This window comes from Streptomyces sp. NRRL F-5727 (assembly GCF_000719555.1).
GTDB lineage: Bacteria > Actinomycetota > Actinomycetes > Streptomycetales > Streptomycetaceae > Streptomyces.
This window is the reverse complement of the sequence record NZ_JOGX01000053.1, coordinates 57,955-75,870: the sequence shown is the minus strand read 5'-3', so window position 1 is coordinate 75,870 and position 17,916 is coordinate 57,955. Positions and strand designations below refer to the sequence as shown.

The following is a 17,916-nucleotide window of genomic DNA, read 5'->3' as shown; positions in this document are numbered from 1 at the left end:
GTCGGGGGCGTACGCGGGTATCGGCTCGTACGCGGGTGTCGGCTCGTACATGGGTGTCGGCTCGTACCTGGGCGCCGGCTCGTAGGGCGTCGGCTCGTACGTGAGCGTCGGCTCGTACGCCGGCGCCTGCTCGTTCGTCCGGGGCGCCTGCCCGTAGGGCGGTATCTGCTCGTACCCGTACGGCGGCGGGACCTGCCCGTACGGCTGGGGCGCCTGCTCGTACGGGGACGCGTGTCCGTGCCCGTGGGTGTGGTCGTACGACGAGGGTTCCGGCTCGTATCCGTACGGGTCGCGGTTCACCGGGGCTTCTTCGTGGCGCCGGGGGCGTTTCCGGACTTGCCGGGCGTCGTGTCGTCGCCGGCGGCGCCGCCGGTGGCGGTGGGCCCCGGCTCCGCGTCGGCGGTCGGCGCGGTCGTCGAGGGGGGCGCGGCGGGCGTCGTGGCGGCGGTGGTGGGCGCGGCCGACGGGGACGCCGCGGCGGTCGGGGTGGCGCCGCCGGTGCGGGCGGGCCGCGCGGTGGAGGCGGTGGGCGAGCCGTCCGGAGAGCGGGTGGCCTCCGGGTCGGGCTGGATGAGCGCCGGGGCGTCCCGCTTCTCGTCGTCGGACCAGGGCAGCGGGCCGCCGGTCGGGCCCGCGCCGAACATCCCCGCCACGACGATTCCGAGGAAGCCGACGCAGACGACGCCCACGCCGACCGCGCCCCACCGCATCACGCGGCCGCGCCGCCCCGAGGTGTCGACGAAGACGCTGTTGTCCTGGTGGCTCATGGGCGCGCATTGTAGGGAGCGCGTAAGAACGGTGCGAGTCGAGTCACAAACCGGACGGATTTCCCGGCCCGTACTCCCGTGGGGTTCGTCCCGACGTGTCCGAGAACACGAGGCGTCCGGCCCTCCCCCGCCGTAAGCTCTCGTCATGCAGGTGATCCAGTCGACGAAGCTCGCCAACGTCTGTTACGAAATCCGCGGCCCGGTGCTCGAAGAGGCGATGCGGCTCGAAGCCGCGGGTCATCGCATCCTCAAGCTGAACACCGGAAATCCGGCCGCCTTCGGCTTCGAGTGCCCGCCCGCGATCCTGGAGGACGTCCTCCGGAACCTCTCCGAGGCGCACGGCTACGGCGACGCGAAGGGCCTGCTGTCCGCCCGCCGGGCGGTGATGAGCCACTACGAGACCAAGGGCATCCACCTCTCCGTCGAGGACATCTACCTCGGCAACGGCGTCTCCGAGCTCATCCAGATGTCGATGCAGGCGCTGCTCGACGACGGCGACGAGGTCCTCGTCCCGGCCCCCGACTACCCGCTGTGGACGGCCTCGGTCTCCCTGGCGGGCGGTACGGCGGTGCACTACCGCTGCGACGAGCAGTCGGACTGGATGCCGGACCTGGCCGACATCGAGCGGAAGATCACCGACCGCACCAAGGCGATCGTGATCATCAACCCGAACAACCCGACCGGGGCCGTCTACGACGACGAGATGCTCCGCTCGCTGACCGAGATCGCCCGCCGGCACGGCCTCGTCGTCTGCTCGGACGAGATCTACGACAAGATCCTCTACGACGGCGCCACCCACACCCCAACCGCGGCGATCGCCCCGGACCTGCTCTGCCTCACCTTCAACGGGATGAGCAAGAACTACCGGGTGGCCGGCTTCCGCTCCGGCTGGCTCGCGGTCTGCGGACCGAAGCACCACGCCTCCTCGTACATCGAGGGGCTGACGATCCTCGCCAACATGCGCCTGTGCGCGAACATGCCGGCCCAGCACGCGGTGGCCGCCGCGCTCCAGGGGCGGCAGTCGATCGAGGACCTGGTCCTGCCGGGCGGCCGGCTCCTGGAGCAGCGGAACACGGCGTACGAGCTGCTGACCTCGATCCCGGGCGTGACGTGCGTGAAGCCGAAGGGCGCGCTGTACCTGTTCCCGCGTCTCGACCCGAACGTCTACAAGGTCAAGGACGACCGGCAGATGGTCCTCGACCTGCTGCGGGCCGAGAAGATCATGGTGGTGCACGGGACGGGCTTCAACTGGCACGAGCCGGACCACTTCCGGATCGTGACGCTGCCGTCGGTCGCGGACCTCACGGACGCGGTGACGCGGATCGGCCGCTTCCTGGACGGCTACAGCCAGCCCTGACACCCACCCCTCAGGAGCCCTGACCCCGCCATATCGGGACCTGGGACAACTTTAGACAGGATCTAAACTAGCCGCTAGGATGGTCTCCGAGCAGTCAGGAGGCCGTCCCCATGTACGAACCGATCCGCACCAAGTCGGTCCACACGACGGCCGACGACCCCGGCACCTATCCGCACCGCTCCCGCGAGGAGGAGCTGGACATCCAGCTCGCCGGCCACCTCGCCGCCCTGCTCGCCGTGACCGACGAGCTCGGCGACCGCGAGGGCGGCGAGCTGATCGCCCGGCAGGTGGCCCGCCTCCGCGGCGCGCCGCCCGCCCGCCACGCGGGGCTGACCGGCGCCTCCCCCGAGGCGCTGCACCGCAGGGCGCACGCGCTGGCGGGCCGCGCCCTGGTCGTCGCCGCCTCCCGCGCGGACACCGCCGCCGCGATCCTCGCGGCCGAGCGGATGGACGCGCACACCGCGGCCCTGACCGGGGACCCCCTGGTCGCCGCCCCCTGACGGCCCCGGGCCGCGCGGCACGAACCGCGCGGCCCGGGAGCCACCCACCCCCACCGGCCTTCCGGCGGGTTCCCCTCCGGTTCACTACCGGGATCGGCACTTCACCGCCCGTCCACCTGACTCCCCCTGGAATGTGGGTTTCCGCGAGCACTCTGCCCGCGTGAGACGCATTCTCGGAATCGTCCTGGCCGTCCTGCTCCTCGGCGGCGTGGCCGCCGTCCTCGTGACGGGCGGCGATCAGGACAAGGGCACGGCAACGAAGACCGTGCGAGGAGTCATCGGCTCGGAGAAGAGCGAGTTCTTCGCCGACCCCGACGTCGTGCAGGCCCTGGCCGCCCGGGGCCTCACCGTGCGGACCGAGACCTCCGGGTCCTGGGACATGGAGCAACTCCCCCTGGAGGGATACGACTTCGCGTTCCCGTCCTCGAAGGGACCGGCCGACGAGCTGCGCGCCAAGGCCACCGACAAGGCCGCCGCCGCGCCGCTGCGCCCCTTCTACTCGCCGCTGGTGGTCGTCGCCCACAGCAACGCCGCCCGGGTGCTCGCCGACAACGGCCTGGCCACCCTCACCGCCCGCGGCACCCGCGGCATCCTGAAGATGGACGCCTACCTGGCCGCCGCCCGCGCCGACCGCAGCTGGCAGCAGCTCAAGGGCGCCGACAGGCACGCCGAACTGCGCGGGACGCTCTTCATCACCTCCACCGACCCGGTGGCCTCCAACTCCGGCGCGCTCTACCTCGCCGCCGCGAGCTACGTCGCCGACGGCGGCCGGGTCGCCGACGGCAAGGAGGCCGTCGGCCGCACCGCCCCGCTGCTGCGCAAGCTCACCCAGGTGCAGGGCGCCCAGCAGACCGGCTCCGACGCCCCCTTCCGGGACTTCGTGAGCGGCGTCGGCAACCCCCTGGTCCTCGTCTACGAGTCCCAGGTCGCCTCCCAGCTCCTCGCCGGCCACCCCATGGGCGACCTCGTCGTCCTCTACCCGGACACCACCGTCAACAGCGACCACACCCTCGTCCCGCTCACCGAGGGCGGCAAGGAGCTGGGCCGGCTGCTCTCCGAGGACCCGGAGCTGCGCCGCCTCGCCGTCCGGCACGGCTTCCGGCCGCAGGGCGCCGCGCCCGAGTTCACCGAGGCCACCGCCCCGCACGGCGCATACCTCAACCAGACACTGACCGGGGTCCGCCAGGCGCCCGTGCCCACCGGCGCGGTGCTGCGCGACATGGCGCGGCGGGCCCGTGACCAGGGGGACACCGCATGACCGAGCACACCGACCCGCGCGCCGGCGGGCAGCCGCGGAACCCGTACGCCGAGGCGCCGGAGTCGACCTTCGTCCTCACCCCGCCCGAGCACGACACCCCGCTCGTCCTCACCCCGCCCGGGCCCGCCCCCGTCGTCCGCGCCGAACAGGCCGCGGGGCTGGTGCCGCTGGACGACGCGGTGCGCGCGGAGATGTCCCGCCGGGCCGAGGAGTACGTCGGCTCGCTCGCCGGACTCGACCCGCGCTCCCCGGAGTTCGCCGGCCGCATCGGCGAGATCGTCGCCCTCGGCTCCGGCGAGATGCGGGCCGCCGCCCAGCAGTCGAACCGGATGATGGACCGCACCGTCCGCTCGCTCGGCCAGGGCGGCGGCGACGCCTCCGCCCGCGTCGGCTCCTCCCTCGTCGAACTCCGGCGCACGGTCGAGGACCTGGACCCCCGGGACACCCCCGGCAAGGGCCTCAAGGGTCTCCTGTCGAAGCTGCCCGGCGGCAACCGGTTCCGCGACCACGTCGCCCGGTACGCCTCCTCCCAGGCCACCCTCCACCGCATCGTCGGCTCGCTCCGCGGCGGCCAGGACGAGCTCCGCCGCGACAACGCCGCACTGCAGACCGAGCGGGCCCGGCTCTGGGAGACCATGGGCAAGCTCCAGGAGTTCGCCGTCCTCACCGAGGCCCTCGACGCGGCCGTCGAGCAGCGGATCGCCGGCACCCACGACCCGGCCCAGGCCGACGCGCTCCGCGCCGACGTCCTCTTCCCGGTCCGCCAGAAGCACCAGGACCTGCTCACCCAACTCGCCGTCTGCGCCCAGGGATACCTCGCCATGGACGTGGTCCGGCGGAACAACGACGAACTGGTCAAGGGCGTCGACCGGGCCGCGACGACGACCCTGTCGGCGCTGCGGATCGCGGTCATGCTCGCCTCCGCCCTGGAGAACCAGCGCAAGGTCACCGAACAGGTCGACGTGCTCCGGTCGACCACCGAGGGCCTCATCCGCGGCAACGCCGAGATGCTCTCCACCCAGGCCGGCGAGATCCAGCGGATCGCCGCCGACCCGGCCGTCGGCGCCGAGACCCTGCGCACCGCCTTCCAGCAGATCTACCGCACCCTCGACGCCATCGACACGTACAAGGTCCAGGCGACCGAGGCGATGGCCGCGACCGTCTCCTCCCTCACCGGCGAACTCCAGGAAGCGAGCGCCCACGTGGACCGCAGCCGCCGCACCGGCGCACCGGAAGGCGGCACCCCGGCATGAGACCCCGCCCCACCACGGCCCGGCTGCTCGCCGCCCTCGCCCTCGGCCTCGCCCTCACCACCACCGCCGCGTCCTGCTCGACCCCGGACGGCTCCACCGGAGGCCAGGGGTCGGGCCGCCCGAAGAGCGACCCGACCGCGCCCGCCGCCCCCGGCACCCTCCGGGTCCTCGCCTCCTCCGAACTCGCCGACATGGCCCCGGTCCTGGAGGAGGCCCGCAAGGCCACCGGCGTCACCGTCCGCACCACCTACGCGGGCACCCTCGACGCCGTCGAGCAGATCGCCTCCGGCCGGGCCGAGAAGGAGTACGACGCCGTCTGGCTCTCCTCCAACGACTACCTCAGGCTCCGCCCCGACACCGCCGGCCGGATCACCAACGAGACCCCCGTGATGACCTCCCCGGTGGCGCTCGGCGTCCGCCCCGAGGTCGTCACGCGGCTCGGCTGGGACCCGAAGAAGGTCACCTGGTCGCAGCTCCACCAGGCGGTCGCCGCCGGCCGGCTGACCTACGGCATGACCGACCCGAAGCGGTCCAACTCCGGCTTCTCCGCGCTCGTCTCGGTCGCCTCCGGCCTCTCCGGCGCGCAGTCCGCGCTCAGCGAGCGGGACGTCGAGAAGGCGACGCCGAAGCTGCGGGAGTTCTTCACCGGCCAGAAGCTCACCTCGGGCTCCTCCGGCTGGCTCGCCACCGCCTACGGCCGCCGCACCGACGTCGACGCGCTCGTCAACTACGAGTCGGTGCTGCTGTCCTCGCCCGGCCCGCTCACCGTGATCCGCCCCTCCGACGGCGTGGTCACCGCCGACTACCCGCTCACCCTGCTCACCGCCGCCCCCGCCGGGGCGAAGGAGTCCGCCCAGCGGCTCACCACCTACCTCCGCACCCCGGAGGCGCAGCGCCGCATCACCGAGACGACCCTGCGCCGCCCGGTGGTCGCCGGCGTGGCCCCCGCGCCCCGGCTCGACCGGGACCTGCGGCGCGAGCTGCCCTTCCCCGGCAGCCGGTCGGTCGCCGACGGCCTGCTCGACGCGTACGACAACACCCTCCGCAGGCCCTCCCGCACGGTCTACGTCCTGGACACCTCCGGGTCGATGGCCGGCGAGCGGCTGGCCCGGCTGAAGGAGGCGCTCGCCGAGCTGACCGGAGACTTCCGGGACCGCGAGGAGGTGACCCTGATGCCGTTCGGCAGCGCCGTGAAGACCGGCGAGGTGCGCACGTACACGGTGGACCCGAAGGACCCGGCGAAGGCCAGGGACGCCATCCGCGCCGACGCCGGGCGGCTCACCGCCTCCGGCGGCACCGCGGTCTACTCCAGCCTCACCGAGGCGTACCGCAGCCTGGGCGCCGCGCCCCGCGACACCTTCACCTCGGTGGTGCTCATGACGGACGGGGAGAACACCGACGGGATGGCGGCCGGCGAGTTCGACGCCTTCTTCCGCGGCCTGCCCGCCGAACAGCAGCGCACCCCGGTCTTCCCGGTCCTCTTCGGCGACTCCGACCGGGCCGAGCTGGAGCACATCGCGGAACTGACCGGCGGCAAGCTCTTCGAGGCGGCGCAGGGCTCCCTCGACGGCGCCTTCGAGGAGATCCGTGGCTACCAGTAACCCCGTGCTCCGCTACGCGGAGTCCCGCAAGAACCTCACCGGCTGCGTCTGCGGCCTGGCCGGCCTCGGCATCGGCCTCACCGGCGCGGCCGGCGGCCTGTGGCCGCTGGTGGTGATCGGCCTGTACGCGGCGGGCGCGCTGATCGCCCCGCCGGAGCGGCCCGACGCCCCGGACTTCCCGAGCGCCGACGAGCAGCTGGAGTCGCTGCGCGCGGACCACGCCACCCTGCGGGAGTACCTGGCCGAGGTGGAGCTGCCGGAGGCGGCGCGGGAACGGCTCGACGAGCTGGACGCGCTGTGCGAGGCGCTGCTCGAACCCGGCTGGGTCAGCGACCCGGACCACCTCCACGTGCTGGCCCGCGCGGTGCGGCAGGACGTGCCGGAGGCGGTCGACGCCTTCGTACGGACCCGCTGGTGGTCGCGGGTCACGCCGGGCACGGAGCCGCCGGAGCGCCATCTGGTGCGCCAGCTCTCGGCGCTGCACGAGGAGGCGGCCGCGATCGCGGGCGCCCTGCAGGAAGCGGAGGAGCTGCGCCAGCAGGCGCACACCCGCTACCTGGAAGAACGCGGCCGCTGATCAGCTATCTTCCGCCCATGACATCTTCTGATCACACCGCCTCCCGTCGTACGGTCCTGACGGCCTTCGCCGCCGCCGCTGCCGCCGGCGCCCCCCTCATCGGCCAGCTGGCCGCCGCCACGCCCGCCGCCGCGTTCGACCCGAACTCGACGACCGAGTACCCCTCGAACACCGCGCTGTACAAGGACCCGGATCTCGTCGAGGGCAACCAGTACGGTCGCCGCTGGCGCCGTCACGACAGATTCGACGTCAAGCTGAGCGAGAAGAGCGACTACGCGCGCACCGCGATCCTCGCCCTGCACGGCGGCGGCATCGAGAAGGGCACCAGCGAGCTGGCCCTGGGCATCGCCGGCTACGACCCGGGTGACCTCGTGGGCGCCGACAACCTCCCGGCCCCGGCGATCCTGCCGACGACGTACGACTACTTCCTGTTCGAGGGCCTGCTCTCCGAGGGCAACAAGGCGCTGCACGTCACCTCGAAGAACTGTGACGACCACATCGCCCTGTCCCTGGCCAGGAGCCACTTCAACGTGCTGTCGCTGCACGGCTGCACGTTCGACCAGATCAAGCTGCCCACGAGCGAGTTCCCGACGACCGGCAACCGCGCCGTCGCCGTCGTCGGCGGCCTCAACCCCGCCTTCCGCGCAGCCCTGGTGACCGAGATCAAGAACGCGGGCTTCCAGGCCGTCGACGCCTACAACTCCAAGTACTCCTCGACGCTCGGCGAGTTCAACGGCAGCCACGTCACCAACCCGTGCAACCTCACGATGCTCGGCATGGGTGCCCAGCTGGAGCTGACGGGCGAGCTGCGCGCGAGCCTCTTCGGCGACTACGACTCCCGCTCGGGCCGCGCGACCACGTGGAACCAGTCGGGCGGCCGGTTCGAGGCGTTCCGTGACGCCTGCCGCCGTGCCGTCGCGACCGTCGAGGCCACCCAGCCGATCCTCTGACGGCCGGAGCCCGGACGTGCGCCGGCCCCCGGAGCCTGAGGGGGCTCCGGGGGCCGGTTGCGTCGTGATGGACCGTCGTGACCCCACTGGTCAGGGCGGTGTTTCGGGGCAGCCCACCACGAGTCTCGAAGGGACTAGCCGAGGCGCTCCACGAGCGCGTTGTACTCGTCCCACAGCTCCTTCGGCGTGTGGCTGCCGAAGGTCTCCAGGTGCGCGGGGACCAGGGCGGCCTCCTCGCGCCAGACGTCCTTGTCGACGGTGAGCAGGAAGTCCAGGTCCTCCTCGGCCAGGTCCAGGCCGTCGGTGTCCAGGGCCTCCCTGGTCGGCAGGACGCCGATCGGGGTCTCGACGCCCTCGGCCCTGCCGTCGAGGCGCTCGACGATCCACTTCAGGACGCGGCTGTTCTCGCCGAAGCCGGGCCAGACGAACTTGCCGGCGTCGTTCTTGCGGAACCAGTTCACGTAGTAGATCTTCGGCAGCTTCGCGGCGTCCGCGGTCGCGCCGACCTTGACCCAGTGGGCCATGTAGTCGCCCATGTTGTAGCCGCAGAACGGCAGCATGGCGAAGGGGTCGCGGCGCAGCTCGCCGACCTTGCCCTCGGCGGCGGCGGTCTTCTCGGAGGCCACGTTGGCGCCGAGGAAGACACCGTGGTTCCAGTCGAAGGACTCGGTGACCAGCGGGACGGCGGAGGCGCGGCGGCCGCCGAAGAGGATCGCGGAGATCGGGACGCCCTGGGGGTCCTCCCACTCGGGGGCGATCGTCGGGCACTGGGCGGCCGGGACGGTGAAGCGGGCGTTCGGGTGGGCGGCCGGGGTCTCGGACGCGGGCGTCCAGTCGTTGCCCTTCCAGTCCGTGAGGTGCGCGGGCGCCGTCTCGGTCATGCCCTCCCACCACACGTCGCCGTCGTCGGTGAGGGCGACGTTGGTGAAGACGGAGTTGCCCCAGAGGGTCTTCATCGCGTTGGCGTTGGTGTGCTCACCGGTGCCGGGCGCGACGCCGAAGAAGCCGGCCTCGGGGTTGATGGCGTAGAGGCGGCCGTCCTCGCCGAAGCGCATCCAGGCGATGTCGTCGCCGATGGTCTCCACGGTCCAGCCGGGGATGGTCGGCTCCAGCATGGCGAGGTTGGTCTTGCCGCAGGCCGACGGGAAGGCGGCGGCCACGTACTTGGCCTCGCCCTGCGGCGGGGTGAGCTTGAGGATGAGCATGTGCTCGGCGAGCCAGCCCTCGTCACGGGCCATGACGGAGGCGATGCGCAGCGCGTAGCACTTCTTGCCGAGGAGCGCGTTGCCGCCGTAGCCGGAGCCGTACGACCAGATCTCGCGGGTCTCCGGGAAGTGCGAGATGTACTTGGTGGAGTTGCACGGCCACGGCACGTCCTCCTGGCCCTCCGCGAGGGGGGCGCCGAGGGTGTGGACGGCCTTCACGAAGAAGCCGTCGGTGCCGAGCTCGTCGAGGACGGCCTGGCCCATGCGGGTCATGGTGCGCATGGAGACCGCGACGTACGCGGAGTCGGTGATCTCGACGCCGATGGCGGAGAGCGGGGAGCCGACCGGGCCCATGCAGAAGGGGACCACGTACATGGTCCGGCCCTTCATCGACCCGCGGAAGATGCCCTCGGAGCCCGCGAAGAGCTCCTTCATCTCGGCCGGGGCCTTCCAGTGGTTGGTCGGGCCGGCGTCCTCCTCCTTCTCGGAGCAGATGAAGGTGCGGTCCTCGACGCGGGCGACGTCGGTCGGGTCGGAGGCGGCGTAGTACGAGTTCGGGCGCTTCACCGGGTCGAGCTTCGTGAACGTGCCCTTGGCGACCAGCTCCTCGCAGAGGCGCTCGTACTCGGCCTCGGAGCCGTCGCACCAGACGATGCTGTCCGGCTGGGTGATCTCGGCGATCTCGTTCACCCAGGAGACGAGCTCCTGGTGCTGGGTGGGAAGGGGAGCCGCGTTGTCGCGCGCCACGATTGCTCCTTGTAGAGGGGTGTATTCCGCTGTATGCCCCGTGGGGGCTGCGACCCGGATGCGTCGTAGCTGCTCATCCGGTGCCGACCGCACTCATTTGATCATCCGCTGCAAACGCCCATATGTCCAGGGGGGTGCACACGTGAGCATCGCCACTCATATCCACGACCTACGGGCGCGTAGGTACGATTCCGTGTCATGACTGCAGCCACACCGGAAGTGACACCGGTCGAGCCCGATCCGATCGCCCAGGCCCCGTCGCTCCCGCTGAAGCCACGGCTGAGAGGCTGGCTGCACGCGGGCATGTTCCCCGCCGTGATCGTCGCGGGTCTGGTCCTGGTCGCCCTCTCCGAGACCCCGCGCGCCCGTATCGCCTGCGGGATCTACGTGCTGACCGCGTGTCTGCTCTTCGGCATCAGCGCGCTCTACCACCGGGGCGACTGGGGGCCGCGCGGCGAGGCGGTGCTGCGCCGCCTCGACCACGCCAACATCTTCCTGATCATCGCGGGCACCTACACCCCGCTCACCCTGCTGCTGCTCCCGGACTCCACCGCGAAGCCGCTCATGTGGGCGGTCTGGGTCGCCGCGGCCGCCGGCATCGCCTTCCGCGTCTTCTGGGTCGGCGCCCCCCGCTGGCTCTACACCCCCTGCTACATCGCGATGGGCTGGGCCGCCGTCTTCTTCCTCCCCGACTTCATGCGGACCGGCGGCATCGCCGTCCTGGTCCTGGTGATCGTCGGCGGTCTCCTCTACAGCGCCGGCGGCATCATCTACGGCATCAAGCGCCCGAACCCGTCACCCCGCTGGTTCGGCTTCCACGAGGTCTTCCACTCCCTCACCCTCGCCGCCTTCATCGTCCACTACGTCGGCATCTCCCTGGTCGCCTACCAGTCCTGACCAGGCAGAATGGACCCATGACCACGGGCCTGAGGGAACGGAAGAAGGAGCGGACCCGCGCGGCGATCCGCCGGGCCGCGCGGGCGATCGCCGCCTCCCACGGCTGGGAGGCGGCCACCGTCGAGCGCATCGCCGCCGAGGCCGAGGTCTCCCCCTCCACCGTCGTCCGCTACTTCCCCGTCCGCGAGGACATCGTCCTCACGGACGACTCCGACGACCGGCTCGAAGCCCTGCTGCGCGCCCGCCCCGCCGGCGAGGACCCCCTCGAGTCGCTCCGCGCGGTCCTCACCGAGGCCGTCGGCACCGCCCTGGCGGCCGACCCGGAGGAGATCCGGCTGCGCGCCCGGCTGATGGCCGGCACCCCCGCCGTCCGCGCCCGGCTCACCGAGACCACCGCCGAGACCGGCCGCCGGCTCGCCCGCGCCCTCGCCGACCGCACCGGCCGCGCCCCCGACGACCTGGAGGTACGGGTCTTCACCGCGGCCGTCCTCGGCGCGCTCCGCGAGGCCACCCTCTACTGGGCCGAGCGCGGCCACACCGAGGACCTCATGGCCCTGATGCACCGCACGGTCGACACCCTCAAGGCCGGCCCGGCGCTCCCAGCGCGCCCCTGACCACCTCGGCCGACCGCGGGTTGTCCGCACACCCCCACACCCCGTGCGGGCAGTAGTCGGTCACCGTCTGGTAGACGGGCCGGTAGGCGGCGAACCAGTCGAGCATCCCCCGCACGTACGCCGGGTTGTCCCCGTTCCTGAAGAGCCCCCACTCCGGGTACGAGACCGGCTTGCCGTGCGCCTTCGCGAAGGCCACGTGGTGCGCGAGCCCGTACTCCTCGCTCACCTGCTCCTCGAAGGAGACCCCCTCGGGCTGGTCGTAGGCGTCCATCCCGATGATGTCGACGACGTCGTCCCCGGGGTAGCACTCCGGCCACGGCACCGCGTCCCGCCCCCGGCTCGGCGTGAAGTCGAAGCGGAAGCGCTGCCCCGGCACCCCGCGCAGCGCGGTGACCGCCGACCGCCAGTACGCCTTCCAGGCCGCCGGGTCCGGCCCGCAGCGGTGCCCGTAGGTGGTGCCGTTCATCTCCCAGCCGAGGACCAGGACCGCGTCGCCGAGTCGGTGCTCCACCAGCCGCTCGCCGAGGGTCCTGAAGTGCCCGTCGAAGGCGCCGGCCGCGCCGCGCCGCAGTCCGTCCCGGACCTCCGCGTCGCTCAGTCCGGCCTCGTTGCGGTCCATCATCGGCACGTTCAGCACGAAGAGCCGCCCGGGCCGCTCCGCCTTCCACCGCGCCCAGGGCGCGAAGAGCGCCGGATGCCCCTCGATGTTGGTCCACCGGTCCCCCGGCAGATAGGTGTGCCCGACCCGCAGCTCGCCGCCGCCCAGCCAGCGCTCCACCCCGGAGATCCGCCGCACCCCCTCCGCGTCGGAGCCGGTGAAGAAGCCGGACGGCACCTGCGGCAGCGGTACGGGCTCGGGCGCGGCACCGGTCCCGGTGTGCCGTTCGCCGGGCGCGAGCCGCCCGGGCACCAGCAGCAGCGCGAGAACGGCCGCGAGCAGCACCAGGAGTGCGGCCCACGGCCGGACGGGCGGTCGGCTCACCTCAGCCGGTCCAGAAGTCCCACCAGCGGGTCAGGATCAGCATCCCGATGATCCCGAGGTGCAGGACGGGCAGGGCGAAGGTGAAGTCGCCGAGGAAGCCGCGGACCGCCGCCGGCGCGGGCAGCACCCCGGTGCGCACGTTGTGCGCGGTGACGTACCAGAACATGGTGATCGTCGCGGCCCAGGCGAGGCAGCACCACAGGCAGAGCGCGTTGATCTCGTACAGCGACTGCTGCATCAGCCAGGTGCAGAAGCCGACGCCGAAGAGCATCCCGCCGTTGAGCCCGAGCCAGAACCAGCCGCGGTACCGGGCCCCGGCGAGGAGCCCGGCGCCGATGGCGACGACGACGCCGTACGTGACGAGGCCGAGCATCGGGTTGGGGAAGCCGAAGACCGACGCCTGCTCGCTCTTCATGATGTTCCCGCAGGACACCACCGGGTTCAGGCTGCACCCCGGCTGGAAGCCCGGGTCCTCCAGGAGCCTGAACTTGTCGGTCGTGATCACCCACGCGGCCAGGATCCCGGCCGCGCCGGTGACGACCAGCAGCAGGCCGAGCGCCCGGCTCGCGCCGATCGTCCCGTCCTGCCGCCGGCCGGCCTCCGCCGCGCCGTCCTCCTGCCGCTGTCCCGGTACACCGCCGCGTACCCCGAGCGTCGTCATCGCGCCGCCCCTTCCGTTCAGCCCTGCACGCGCCGGACCGGCAGCATGACGTGGGCGCACTCCGCGAGCACCGCCTCGTCGGAGACGAAGGCGCGCAGCCGGTCCTCGTCCACGGGCTGCCCGGGGACGCCCTCGGCCCAGGGGCGCACCGAGCAGAGGAAGTAGACCTTGCCGCTCTCGGCGGCCGCCGCCTGCCACTCGGCGGGCACCGGGCACTGCACCTTCAGGAAGGGCAGGGTGAGCACCGCGGTGCCGGCCTCGACGAGCAGCGTGGCGCTGATCCCGGCGTCCTTCTCCAGGTCGAAGAGGCGGTCGCCGACGGAGAGGCCCATGGCCTCCAGGGCCGCGCGCAGCGCCTGCTGACCGGCCTCCGGTCCGTCGCGGCCGTCGCCCAGCGAATACGCCATGAGGAACGGCGTGCCGGCGGAGTCGGCGGTGGCCTCGCTGGACCAGGGAATCACCGTGAGCGTGCCCAGCGGAGAGACGCTGCGCGCCTCGGAAAGGACGTGGGGAGTGGTCATGGAAAGGGATGCTAGTGGGGCAACCACCCTTTCCCCGTACCGAATTCACTCATCCGGCCGACATTCCCCCGCTCGAACTCCCGGCCGCAACGAACACGGGTTTTCATCGTTGTGCCCTGAGGCCCCCTTGTCGACGCCAGGAGATCGCCGATGCCTTTCCCGCGCCGTGTCGCCCTCCGGTCCCTGTTCGCGCTGGCCGTCACCGCCGCCACGGGCGGCGCCCTCGGCCGGATCGCCGCCCGCTCCCCCCGGGCTGCGGACCCGTACGCCTTCGACGAGATGTACGCCGGCCGCCGGATCCGGGGGCTCACCGGGCCGGGGGGCGAGCCGGTGGCCCTGGTGGACGGCCGGCCGCTGCATCTGATGCGGTGCGCCGACGGCGGCTGGGTGAGCCCGCTCGACCACTACGAGTCCTGCCCGACCCCGCTCGCCGCCACCCGCGCGGCCGTGGACGCCGCGGGGTCGGCCCCGCTCTCCCGGTACGCGGCGGGGCACGGCCTCCACTCCGACCCGACGGGAGGGAACCCGCGTGGTGTACACGCGTAAGAACCAGCGCGATCTGACGACGACGGAGCGCCGCAGGTTCGTGGCCGCGGTGCTCGAACTGAAGCGCCGCGGCACGTACGACGAGTTCGTCCGGATGCACATCGACCATTACGTGGCCGACGGCGCCGGCCGGCTGCGGACGGCCCACATGGCGCCGAGCTTCCTGCCCTGGCACCGGAAGTTCCTGCTGGAGTTCGAGCGGGCGCTGCGCCGGATCGACGCGTCGGTGACGGTCCCGTACTGGGACTGGACCCGGGACAACACCCCGGCGTCCTCGCTCTGGGCGGAGGACTTCATGGGCGGCAACGGCCGCCGTTCGGACCTCCAGGTGACCACCGGCCCCTTCGCCCACGCCAAGGGGCGGTGGCCGGTGAGGCACGCGATGACCGAGATCACGTATCTGACCAGGGACTTCGGCCGTCCGCGGGATCCGGTGGCGCTGCCGACGGCGGCGCAGCTGGACGAGGTGATGCGGGAGCGGACGTACGACACGGCCCCGTGGAACTCGACCAGCCCGTCGGGTTTCCGCAACCGTCTGGAGGGGTGGGCGTCGGGCACGGGCAACGAGCGGTTCCGGATCCACAACCGGGTGCACCGCTGGGTGGGCGGCCTGATGCTGGGCGGCGGCTCGGTGAACGATCCGGTGTTCTGGCTGCACCACTCCTTCGTGGACCTGGTGTGGTCGCGGTGGCAGCAGCGCAATCCGGGGGCCGGGTACCTGCCGGCGGAGCCGCCGCCGCTGGGCGACTCCCAGTACCGCAAGGTGGTCGCCCGGCACCAGCCGATGGCGCCGTGGGGCGTGACGCCGGCGGAGATGTTCGACCACAGTCTGATCTACCGGTACGCCTGACGGGGCGGCGGTCCCGGACATGGGCGTCCCCCCGGCCCTGGTGGGGACGGGGGGACGCCCGTGGGGGCCGGGGGCGGATCAGCCGCCGTAGCCGCCGTTGTCGCTCGGGGTGTCGATGTTGGCGCAGCTGTTGCCGAAGGCCGGGTTCAGCAGGCCGATCACGTTGACGGTGTTGCCGCAGACGTTGACCGGGACGTGCACCGGCACCTGGACGACGTTGCCGGAGACGACGCCGGGCGAGTGGGCGGCGACGGCCTCGGCGCCCGAGTCGGCGACGGCCAGGCCGGCTCCGGTGAGGGCAACGGCACCGGTGCCGGCCAGAACGGCGGCAGCCTTGGCGATGCGAGACATCAGAACTCCTTGGATGGGTCGAGCGACCGCAGGGATCACGGCCGTCACTTCCGTTCAACGCCGTACCACGGGCCGGGTCACGGCCTTTGGGCCGAACGGGAGCGGGAAATCGGAAAAGCCCGCGGGAGCGGGCGAAATGATGGCCCGCGGTCCGATGTCCCCCCGCCGTCGGATACGACGGGCGGCACACCGGACCGCGGGCCGCGGCCATGCGACAAGCCTTCCGGTGCAACGACGAGAAGCCCGTGCGGTAGCGGGGAAGAATCGTGTCTTCACCCGCGCGGACCGCGTTCGTACGGAATTCCGAAATGGGGCGTGGGAGAGGGTGGGGGGTCAGTCGCGGCCGGGGGCGAGGCCGAGCTGGGAGTCGAGGGCGCCGCTGAGCGTGGGGCTGACGAGACCGAGCTGCGGCGGGGCGAGGTCGGGCAGTCCGGCGAGGCCGTTGCCCTGCGGCGCCTCGACGGGGTTGCCGAGGACGGCGCCGGGGGTGGCGGCCGCCATCTCGGAGTGCGGGGTGGAGAAGAGCGCGCGGCCGGGCTCGCTGCCCTCCAGGAGCTCGGGGAGCGGGGCGTCCACGAGGGTCCTGGGCAGGGTGCCGGTGAGCGGGACGCTCGGCAGGGTCACGTCGGGCAGCGCGCCGAGGCCCTTCTGGAAGCCGGTCGGCGCACCGGGCACCGGTACCGGGACGCCGGTCGCGATGGTGGGGGCGTCCATCGGCAGGACCGGTTCGAGGCCCTGGAGGGGAACCACCACGGGGGCCTCGACGGCGGAGGCCGGGACGGCCATGGCGGCGGAGGCGAGCGCGGTCATGAGAAGGCCCATGCCGGCCTGAGAGCGCAGAGTCATGCCGTGTGAACGAGCCCGTCGGCCGAAACGTCGCGCGTGGTTCCCCCGTGTGCAGCAACGCCAGGGGCCCCCACCGGTGAGGGTGAGGGCCCCTGTTGACGTCACGTCAGCACGGCTCGTACGTCACGTCAGTGGCGGCGGGAGCGGACGAGGCGTCCGCCGCGCAGCTGGACGACGGTGCCGCCGATGATGAGGGCGGCACTGACCGCGGCCGCTCCCCAGAGGGCGGGATCGCTACCCGTGTCGGGGAGTTCGGGCTTGCCGGGCGGGGTGGTCGGCGTGGTGGGCTCACAGCCGGGCTCGGGGGACTGTCCCGGCTCGGGCTCCTCGCACTCACCCGGCGGAGTGGTGGGCTCGCACTCCGGCTCGCCCTCCTCGCACTCGCCCGGCGGCGTGGTGGTCGGCGGCTGGGTGGTGGGCGGCGTGGTGGGCTCGCACTCCGGCTCACCCTCCTCGCACTCACCCGGCGGCGTGGTCGGCGGCTGGGTGTGCGGAGGCTGCGTCGTCGGCGGCTGGGTGGTGGGCGGCGTGGTGGGCTCGCACTCCGGCTCACCCTCCTCGCACTCACCCGGCGGCGTGGTCGGCGGGTGCGTGTGCGGAGGCTGCGTCGGCGGGTGCGTGTGCGGGGGCTTCGTCGGCGGATGGGTGGGCTCCCCGGGCTCCTCGCCGTAGCCGCCGTCGGGGTCCTCCGCCGCGTGGGCGCAGAGGTCTCCGACGGCCGACGCCACGTAGTCGCCCAGGTCCATGCTCACGCCGCAGAGTTCCGGCGAGAGGGGGGCGTGTGCCTGGCCGTTGCCGGGTCCCGGCGTGTCGCCCGTGCCGGGGTGCGCGTTCGCGGCCAGCGCGAAACCGCCGGTCAGCGACAGCAGTCCGGTCGCTGCCGCCGCGGTGAGTACTTTCCTGCTGATGATGGACCGCATACCGCTCTTCCTCGGGAGAAAGGGAGAGACCGGCGAGGATCCCCCCTCGCTCCGACCGGCCGCGTCCCCCGCTGACGTTCGCGGTGGGACGGTCCAGAGAGTAGGGAGCGGCACACCGTGTGGAGTCGAGGCCACACGGCGACCGGTCAGAAAATCATTCGATCAGCCGCCGAGCGGGCTCGCCGGGAGACCGCCGAGCAGCGGGAGGCCCTTGCCGGTCTGGTTCAGCTGGGTGGCGGTGTCGGTGACGGTCTTGACCGGGGAGCCCTCGGTGGTGCTGCTGAGCACGTCCGACTTCAGGCCGTTGGCGGCGATCGCCTCCAGGCCGCCGTTCAGGCTGGTCGGGGTCAGCGCCTCCGCGGCCATGGCGGGGGCGGCGGCGCCGAGGGCCATGAGGGAACCGGCGACGACCGCGGCGACCTTGGTGGGCTTCATGGGGAGAATCCTTCCTCTGTTCCTTCAACTCGCGTTCCGCACAGGCTTCTTGGGGAATTCCCGTACGTCGCTTACGTC

The 17,916-nt window shown here is 72.5% G+C and carries 20 protein-coding genes and 1 pseudogene; 11 read left to right on the top strand and 10 right to left on the bottom strand.

Features of this window, described 5'->3' with window-relative positions; translation table 11 throughout:
• Both IF73_RS0128500 and IF73_RS0128495 read right to left on the bottom strand, forming a co-directional pair.
• A pseudogene (locus IF73_RS0128500) lies at positions 1-300 on the bottom strand (hypothetical protein); the annotation flags it as partial.
• Positions 297-767 (bottom strand): hypothetical protein, encoded by a 471-nt coding sequence (locus IF73_RS0128495; protein ID WP_031013117.1) that lies wholly within the window; start codon positions 765-767, stop codon positions 297-299. The pseudogene IF73_RS0128500 and the gene IF73_RS0128495, both read right to left, overlap by 4 nt.
• A gap of 145 nt (positions 768-912) precedes the next feature.
• Here IF73_RS0128495 and IF73_RS0128490 point away from each other — a divergent pair, with 145 nt between their 5' ends.
• From IF73_RS0128490 to IF73_RS0128460, 7 genes are all read left to right on the top strand, one after another.
• Entirely contained in the window at positions 913-2,124 is a 1,212-nt protein-coding gene (locus tag IF73_RS0128490) for a pyridoxal phosphate-dependent aminotransferase (RefSeq protein ID WP_031013115.1), read from the top strand.
• Between the two features lie 110 nt (positions 2,125-2,234).
• On the top strand, positions 2,235-2,624 hold the full coding sequence (locus IF73_RS0128485; RefSeq protein WP_031013113.1) for a hypothetical protein: 390 nt from the start codon (positions 2,235-2,237) through the stop codon (positions 2,622-2,624).
• Between the two features lie 133 nt (positions 2,625-2,757).
• Positions 2,758-3,882: a hypothetical protein gene (locus IF73_RS0128480; protein WP_031013112.1), complete on the top strand. Its 1,125-nt coding sequence runs from the start codon at positions 2,758-2,760 to the stop codon at positions 3,880-3,882.
• Entirely contained in the window at positions 3,879-5,135 is a 1,257-nt protein-coding gene (locus IF73_RS0128475; RefSeq protein ID WP_234338367.1) for a toxic anion resistance protein, read from the top strand. Before IF73_RS0128480 ends, IF73_RS0128475 begins: the two co-directional genes overlap by 4 nt.
• Positions 5,132-6,736 carry a substrate-binding and vWA domain-containing protein gene (locus tag IF73_RS0128470; protein WP_031013108.1) on the top strand — a complete coding sequence of 535 codons (1,605 nt, stop codon included), beginning with the start codon at positions 5,132-5,134 and terminating at the stop codon, positions 6,734-6,736. Before IF73_RS0128475 ends, IF73_RS0128470 begins: the two co-directional genes overlap by 4 nt.
• Positions 6,723-7,313 (top strand): hypothetical protein, encoded by a 591-nt coding sequence (locus IF73_RS0128465; protein WP_031013106.1) that lies wholly within the window; start codon positions 6,723-6,725, stop codon positions 7,311-7,313. Before IF73_RS0128470 ends, IF73_RS0128465 begins: the two co-directional genes overlap by 14 nt.
• A gap of 17 nt (positions 7,314-7,330) precedes the next feature.
• Positions 7,331-8,263 (top strand): poly-gamma-glutamate hydrolase family protein, encoded by a 933-nt coding sequence (locus IF73_RS0128460; RefSeq protein ID WP_031013104.1) that lies wholly within the window; start codon positions 7,331-7,333, stop codon positions 8,261-8,263.
• A 134-nt stretch (positions 8,264-8,397) separates the two neighbouring features.
• Here IF73_RS0128460 and IF73_RS0128455 read toward each other — a convergent pair whose 3' ends face one another.
• Positions 8,398-10,215: a phosphoenolpyruvate carboxykinase (GTP) gene (locus tag IF73_RS0128455; protein WP_031013102.1), complete on the bottom strand. Its 1,818-nt coding sequence runs from the start codon at positions 10,213-10,215 to the stop codon at positions 8,398-8,400.
• A 198-nt stretch (positions 10,216-10,413) separates the two neighbouring features.
• Between IF73_RS0128455 and trhA the strand changes: the two genes are divergently transcribed.
• Together trhA and IF73_RS0128445 are read left to right on the top strand one after the other, a co-directional pair.
• Entirely contained in the window at positions 10,414-11,112 is a 699-nt protein-coding gene (trhA, locus tag IF73_RS0128450; protein ID WP_031013100.1) for a PAQR family membrane homeostasis protein TrhA, read from the top strand.
• A gap of 17 nt (positions 11,113-11,129) precedes the next feature.
• Positions 11,130-11,726, top strand: a complete 597-nt coding sequence (locus IF73_RS0128445; RefSeq protein ID WP_051717397.1) for a TetR family transcriptional regulator — start codon at positions 11,130-11,132, stop codon at positions 11,724-11,726.
• Here IF73_RS0128445 and IF73_RS0128440 read toward each other — a convergent pair.
• The 3 genes from IF73_RS0128440 to IF73_RS0128430 are packed head-to-tail and all read right to left on the bottom strand — an operon-like array spanning position 11,692 to position 13,890.
• Positions 11,692-12,708 carry a glycoside hydrolase family 26 protein gene (locus IF73_RS0128440; protein WP_031013099.1) on the bottom strand — a complete coding sequence of 339 codons (1,017 nt, stop codon included), beginning with the start codon at positions 12,706-12,708 and terminating at the stop codon, positions 11,692-11,694. The two genes, IF73_RS0128445 and IF73_RS0128440, sit on opposite strands and share 35 nt — an antisense overlap.
• A gap of 1 nt (position 12,709) precedes the next feature.
• Entirely contained in the window at positions 12,710-13,369 is a 660-nt protein-coding gene (locus tag IF73_RS0128435; RefSeq protein ID WP_031013098.1) for a vitamin K epoxide reductase family protein, read from the bottom strand.
• 17 nt (positions 13,370-13,386) lie between these two features.
• Entirely contained in the window at positions 13,387-13,890 is a 504-nt protein-coding gene (locus IF73_RS0128430) for a DUF5949 family protein (protein WP_031013096.1), read from the bottom strand.
• Between the two features lie 150 nt (positions 13,891-14,040).
• Here IF73_RS0128430 and IF73_RS0128425 point away from each other — a divergent pair, with 150 nt between their 5' ends.
• Together IF73_RS0128425 and IF73_RS0128420 are read left to right on the top strand one after the other, a co-directional pair.
• The gene (locus IF73_RS0128425; protein ID WP_031013094.1) at positions 14,041-14,436 is read left to right on the top strand and encodes a tyrosinase family oxidase copper chaperone; all 396 of its coding nucleotides are present in this window, start codon (positions 14,041-14,043) and stop codon (positions 14,434-14,436) included.
• Positions 14,420-15,286 carry a tyrosinase family protein gene (locus IF73_RS0128420; RefSeq protein ID WP_031013092.1) on the top strand — a complete coding sequence of 289 codons (867 nt, stop codon included), beginning with the start codon at positions 14,420-14,422 and terminating at the stop codon, positions 15,284-15,286. Before IF73_RS0128425 ends, IF73_RS0128420 begins: the two co-directional genes overlap by 17 nt.
• A gap of 78 nt (positions 15,287-15,364) precedes the next feature.
• Here the strand turns inward: IF73_RS0128420 and IF73_RS0128415 are convergent, their stop codons facing one another.
• The 4 genes from IF73_RS0128415 to IF73_RS0128400 form a co-directional block, all read right to left on the bottom strand.
• Complete coding sequence (locus tag IF73_RS0128415; protein ID WP_031013090.1) at positions 15,365-15,637, bottom strand: chaplin; 273 nt, start codon at positions 15,635-15,637, stop codon at positions 15,365-15,367.
• A gap of 333 nt (positions 15,638-15,970) precedes the next feature.
• Positions 15,971-16,483 (bottom strand): hypothetical protein, encoded by a 513-nt coding sequence (locus tag IF73_RS0128410; RefSeq protein ID WP_031013088.1) that lies wholly within the window; start codon positions 16,481-16,483, stop codon positions 15,971-15,973.
• A gap of 128 nt (positions 16,484-16,611) precedes the next feature.
• On the bottom strand, positions 16,612-17,403 hold the full coding sequence (locus IF73_RS0128405; RefSeq protein WP_031013086.1) for a hypothetical protein: 792 nt from the start codon (positions 17,401-17,403) through the stop codon (positions 16,612-16,614).
• A 162-nt stretch (positions 17,404-17,565) separates the two neighbouring features.
• On the bottom strand, positions 17,566-17,838 hold the full coding sequence (locus IF73_RS0128400) for a hypothetical protein (protein WP_031013085.1): 273 nt from the start codon (positions 17,836-17,838) through the stop codon (positions 17,566-17,568).
• Between the last annotated feature and the right edge of the window lie 78 nt (positions 17,839-17,916).

What these genes read in the sequence shown, in the direction of transcription:
- IF73_RS0128495 (WP_031013117.1), bottom strand. Translation starts at nt 767, where the DNA reads ATGAGCCACCAGGACAACAGCGTCTTCGTCGACACCTCGGGGCGGCGC.
- IF73_RS0128490 (WP_031013115.1), top strand. Translation starts at nt 913, where the DNA reads ATGCAGGTGATCCAGTCGACGAAGCTCGCCAACGTCTGTTACGAAATC.
- IF73_RS0128485 (WP_031013113.1), top strand. Translation starts at nt 2,235, where the DNA reads ATGTACGAACCGATCCGCACCAAGTCGGTCCACACGACGGCCGACGAC.
- IF73_RS0128475 (WP_234338367.1), top strand. Translation starts at nt 3,879, where the DNA reads ATGACCGAGCACACCGACCCGCGCGCCGGCGGGCAGCCGCGGAACCCG.
- IF73_RS0128470 (WP_031013108.1), top strand. Translation starts at nt 5,132, where the DNA reads ATGAGACCCCGCCCCACCACGGCCCGGCTGCTCGCCGCCCTCGCCCTC.
- IF73_RS0128460 (WP_031013104.1), top strand. Translation starts at nt 7,331, where the DNA reads ATGACATCTTCTGATCACACCGCCTCCCGTCGTACGGTCCTGACGGCC.
- trhA (WP_031013100.1), top strand. Translation starts at nt 10,414, where the DNA reads ATGACTGCAGCCACACCGGAAGTGACACCGGTCGAGCCCGATCCGATC.
- IF73_RS0128445 (WP_051717397.1), top strand. Translation starts at nt 11,130, where the DNA reads ATGACCACGGGCCTGAGGGAACGGAAGAAGGAGCGGACCCGCGCGGCG.
- IF73_RS0128435 (WP_031013098.1), bottom strand. Translation starts at nt 13,369, where the DNA reads ATGACGACGCTCGGGGTACGCGGCGGTGTACCGGGACAGCGGCAGGAG.
- IF73_RS0128430 (WP_031013096.1), bottom strand. Translation starts at nt 13,890, where the DNA reads ATGACCACTCCCCACGTCCTTTCCGAGGCGCGCAGCGTCTCTCCGCTG.
- IF73_RS0128425 (WP_031013094.1), top strand. Translation starts at nt 14,041, where the DNA reads ATGCCTTTCCCGCGCCGTGTCGCCCTCCGGTCCCTGTTCGCGCTGGCC.
- IF73_RS0128415 (WP_031013090.1), bottom strand. Translation starts at nt 15,637, where the DNA reads ATGTCTCGCATCGCCAAGGCTGCCGCCGTTCTGGCCGGCACCGGTGCC.
- IF73_RS0128410 (WP_031013088.1), bottom strand. Translation starts at nt 16,483, where the DNA reads ATGACTCTGCGCTCTCAGGCCGGCATGGGCCTTCTCATGACCGCGCTC.
- IF73_RS0128405 (WP_031013086.1), bottom strand. Translation starts at nt 17,403, where the DNA reads ATGCGGTCCATCATCAGCAGGAAAGTACTCACCGCGGCGGCAGCGACC.
- IF73_RS0128400 (WP_031013085.1), bottom strand. Translation starts at nt 17,838, where the DNA reads ATGAAGCCCACCAAGGTCGCCGCGGTCGTCGCCGGTTCCCTCATGGCC.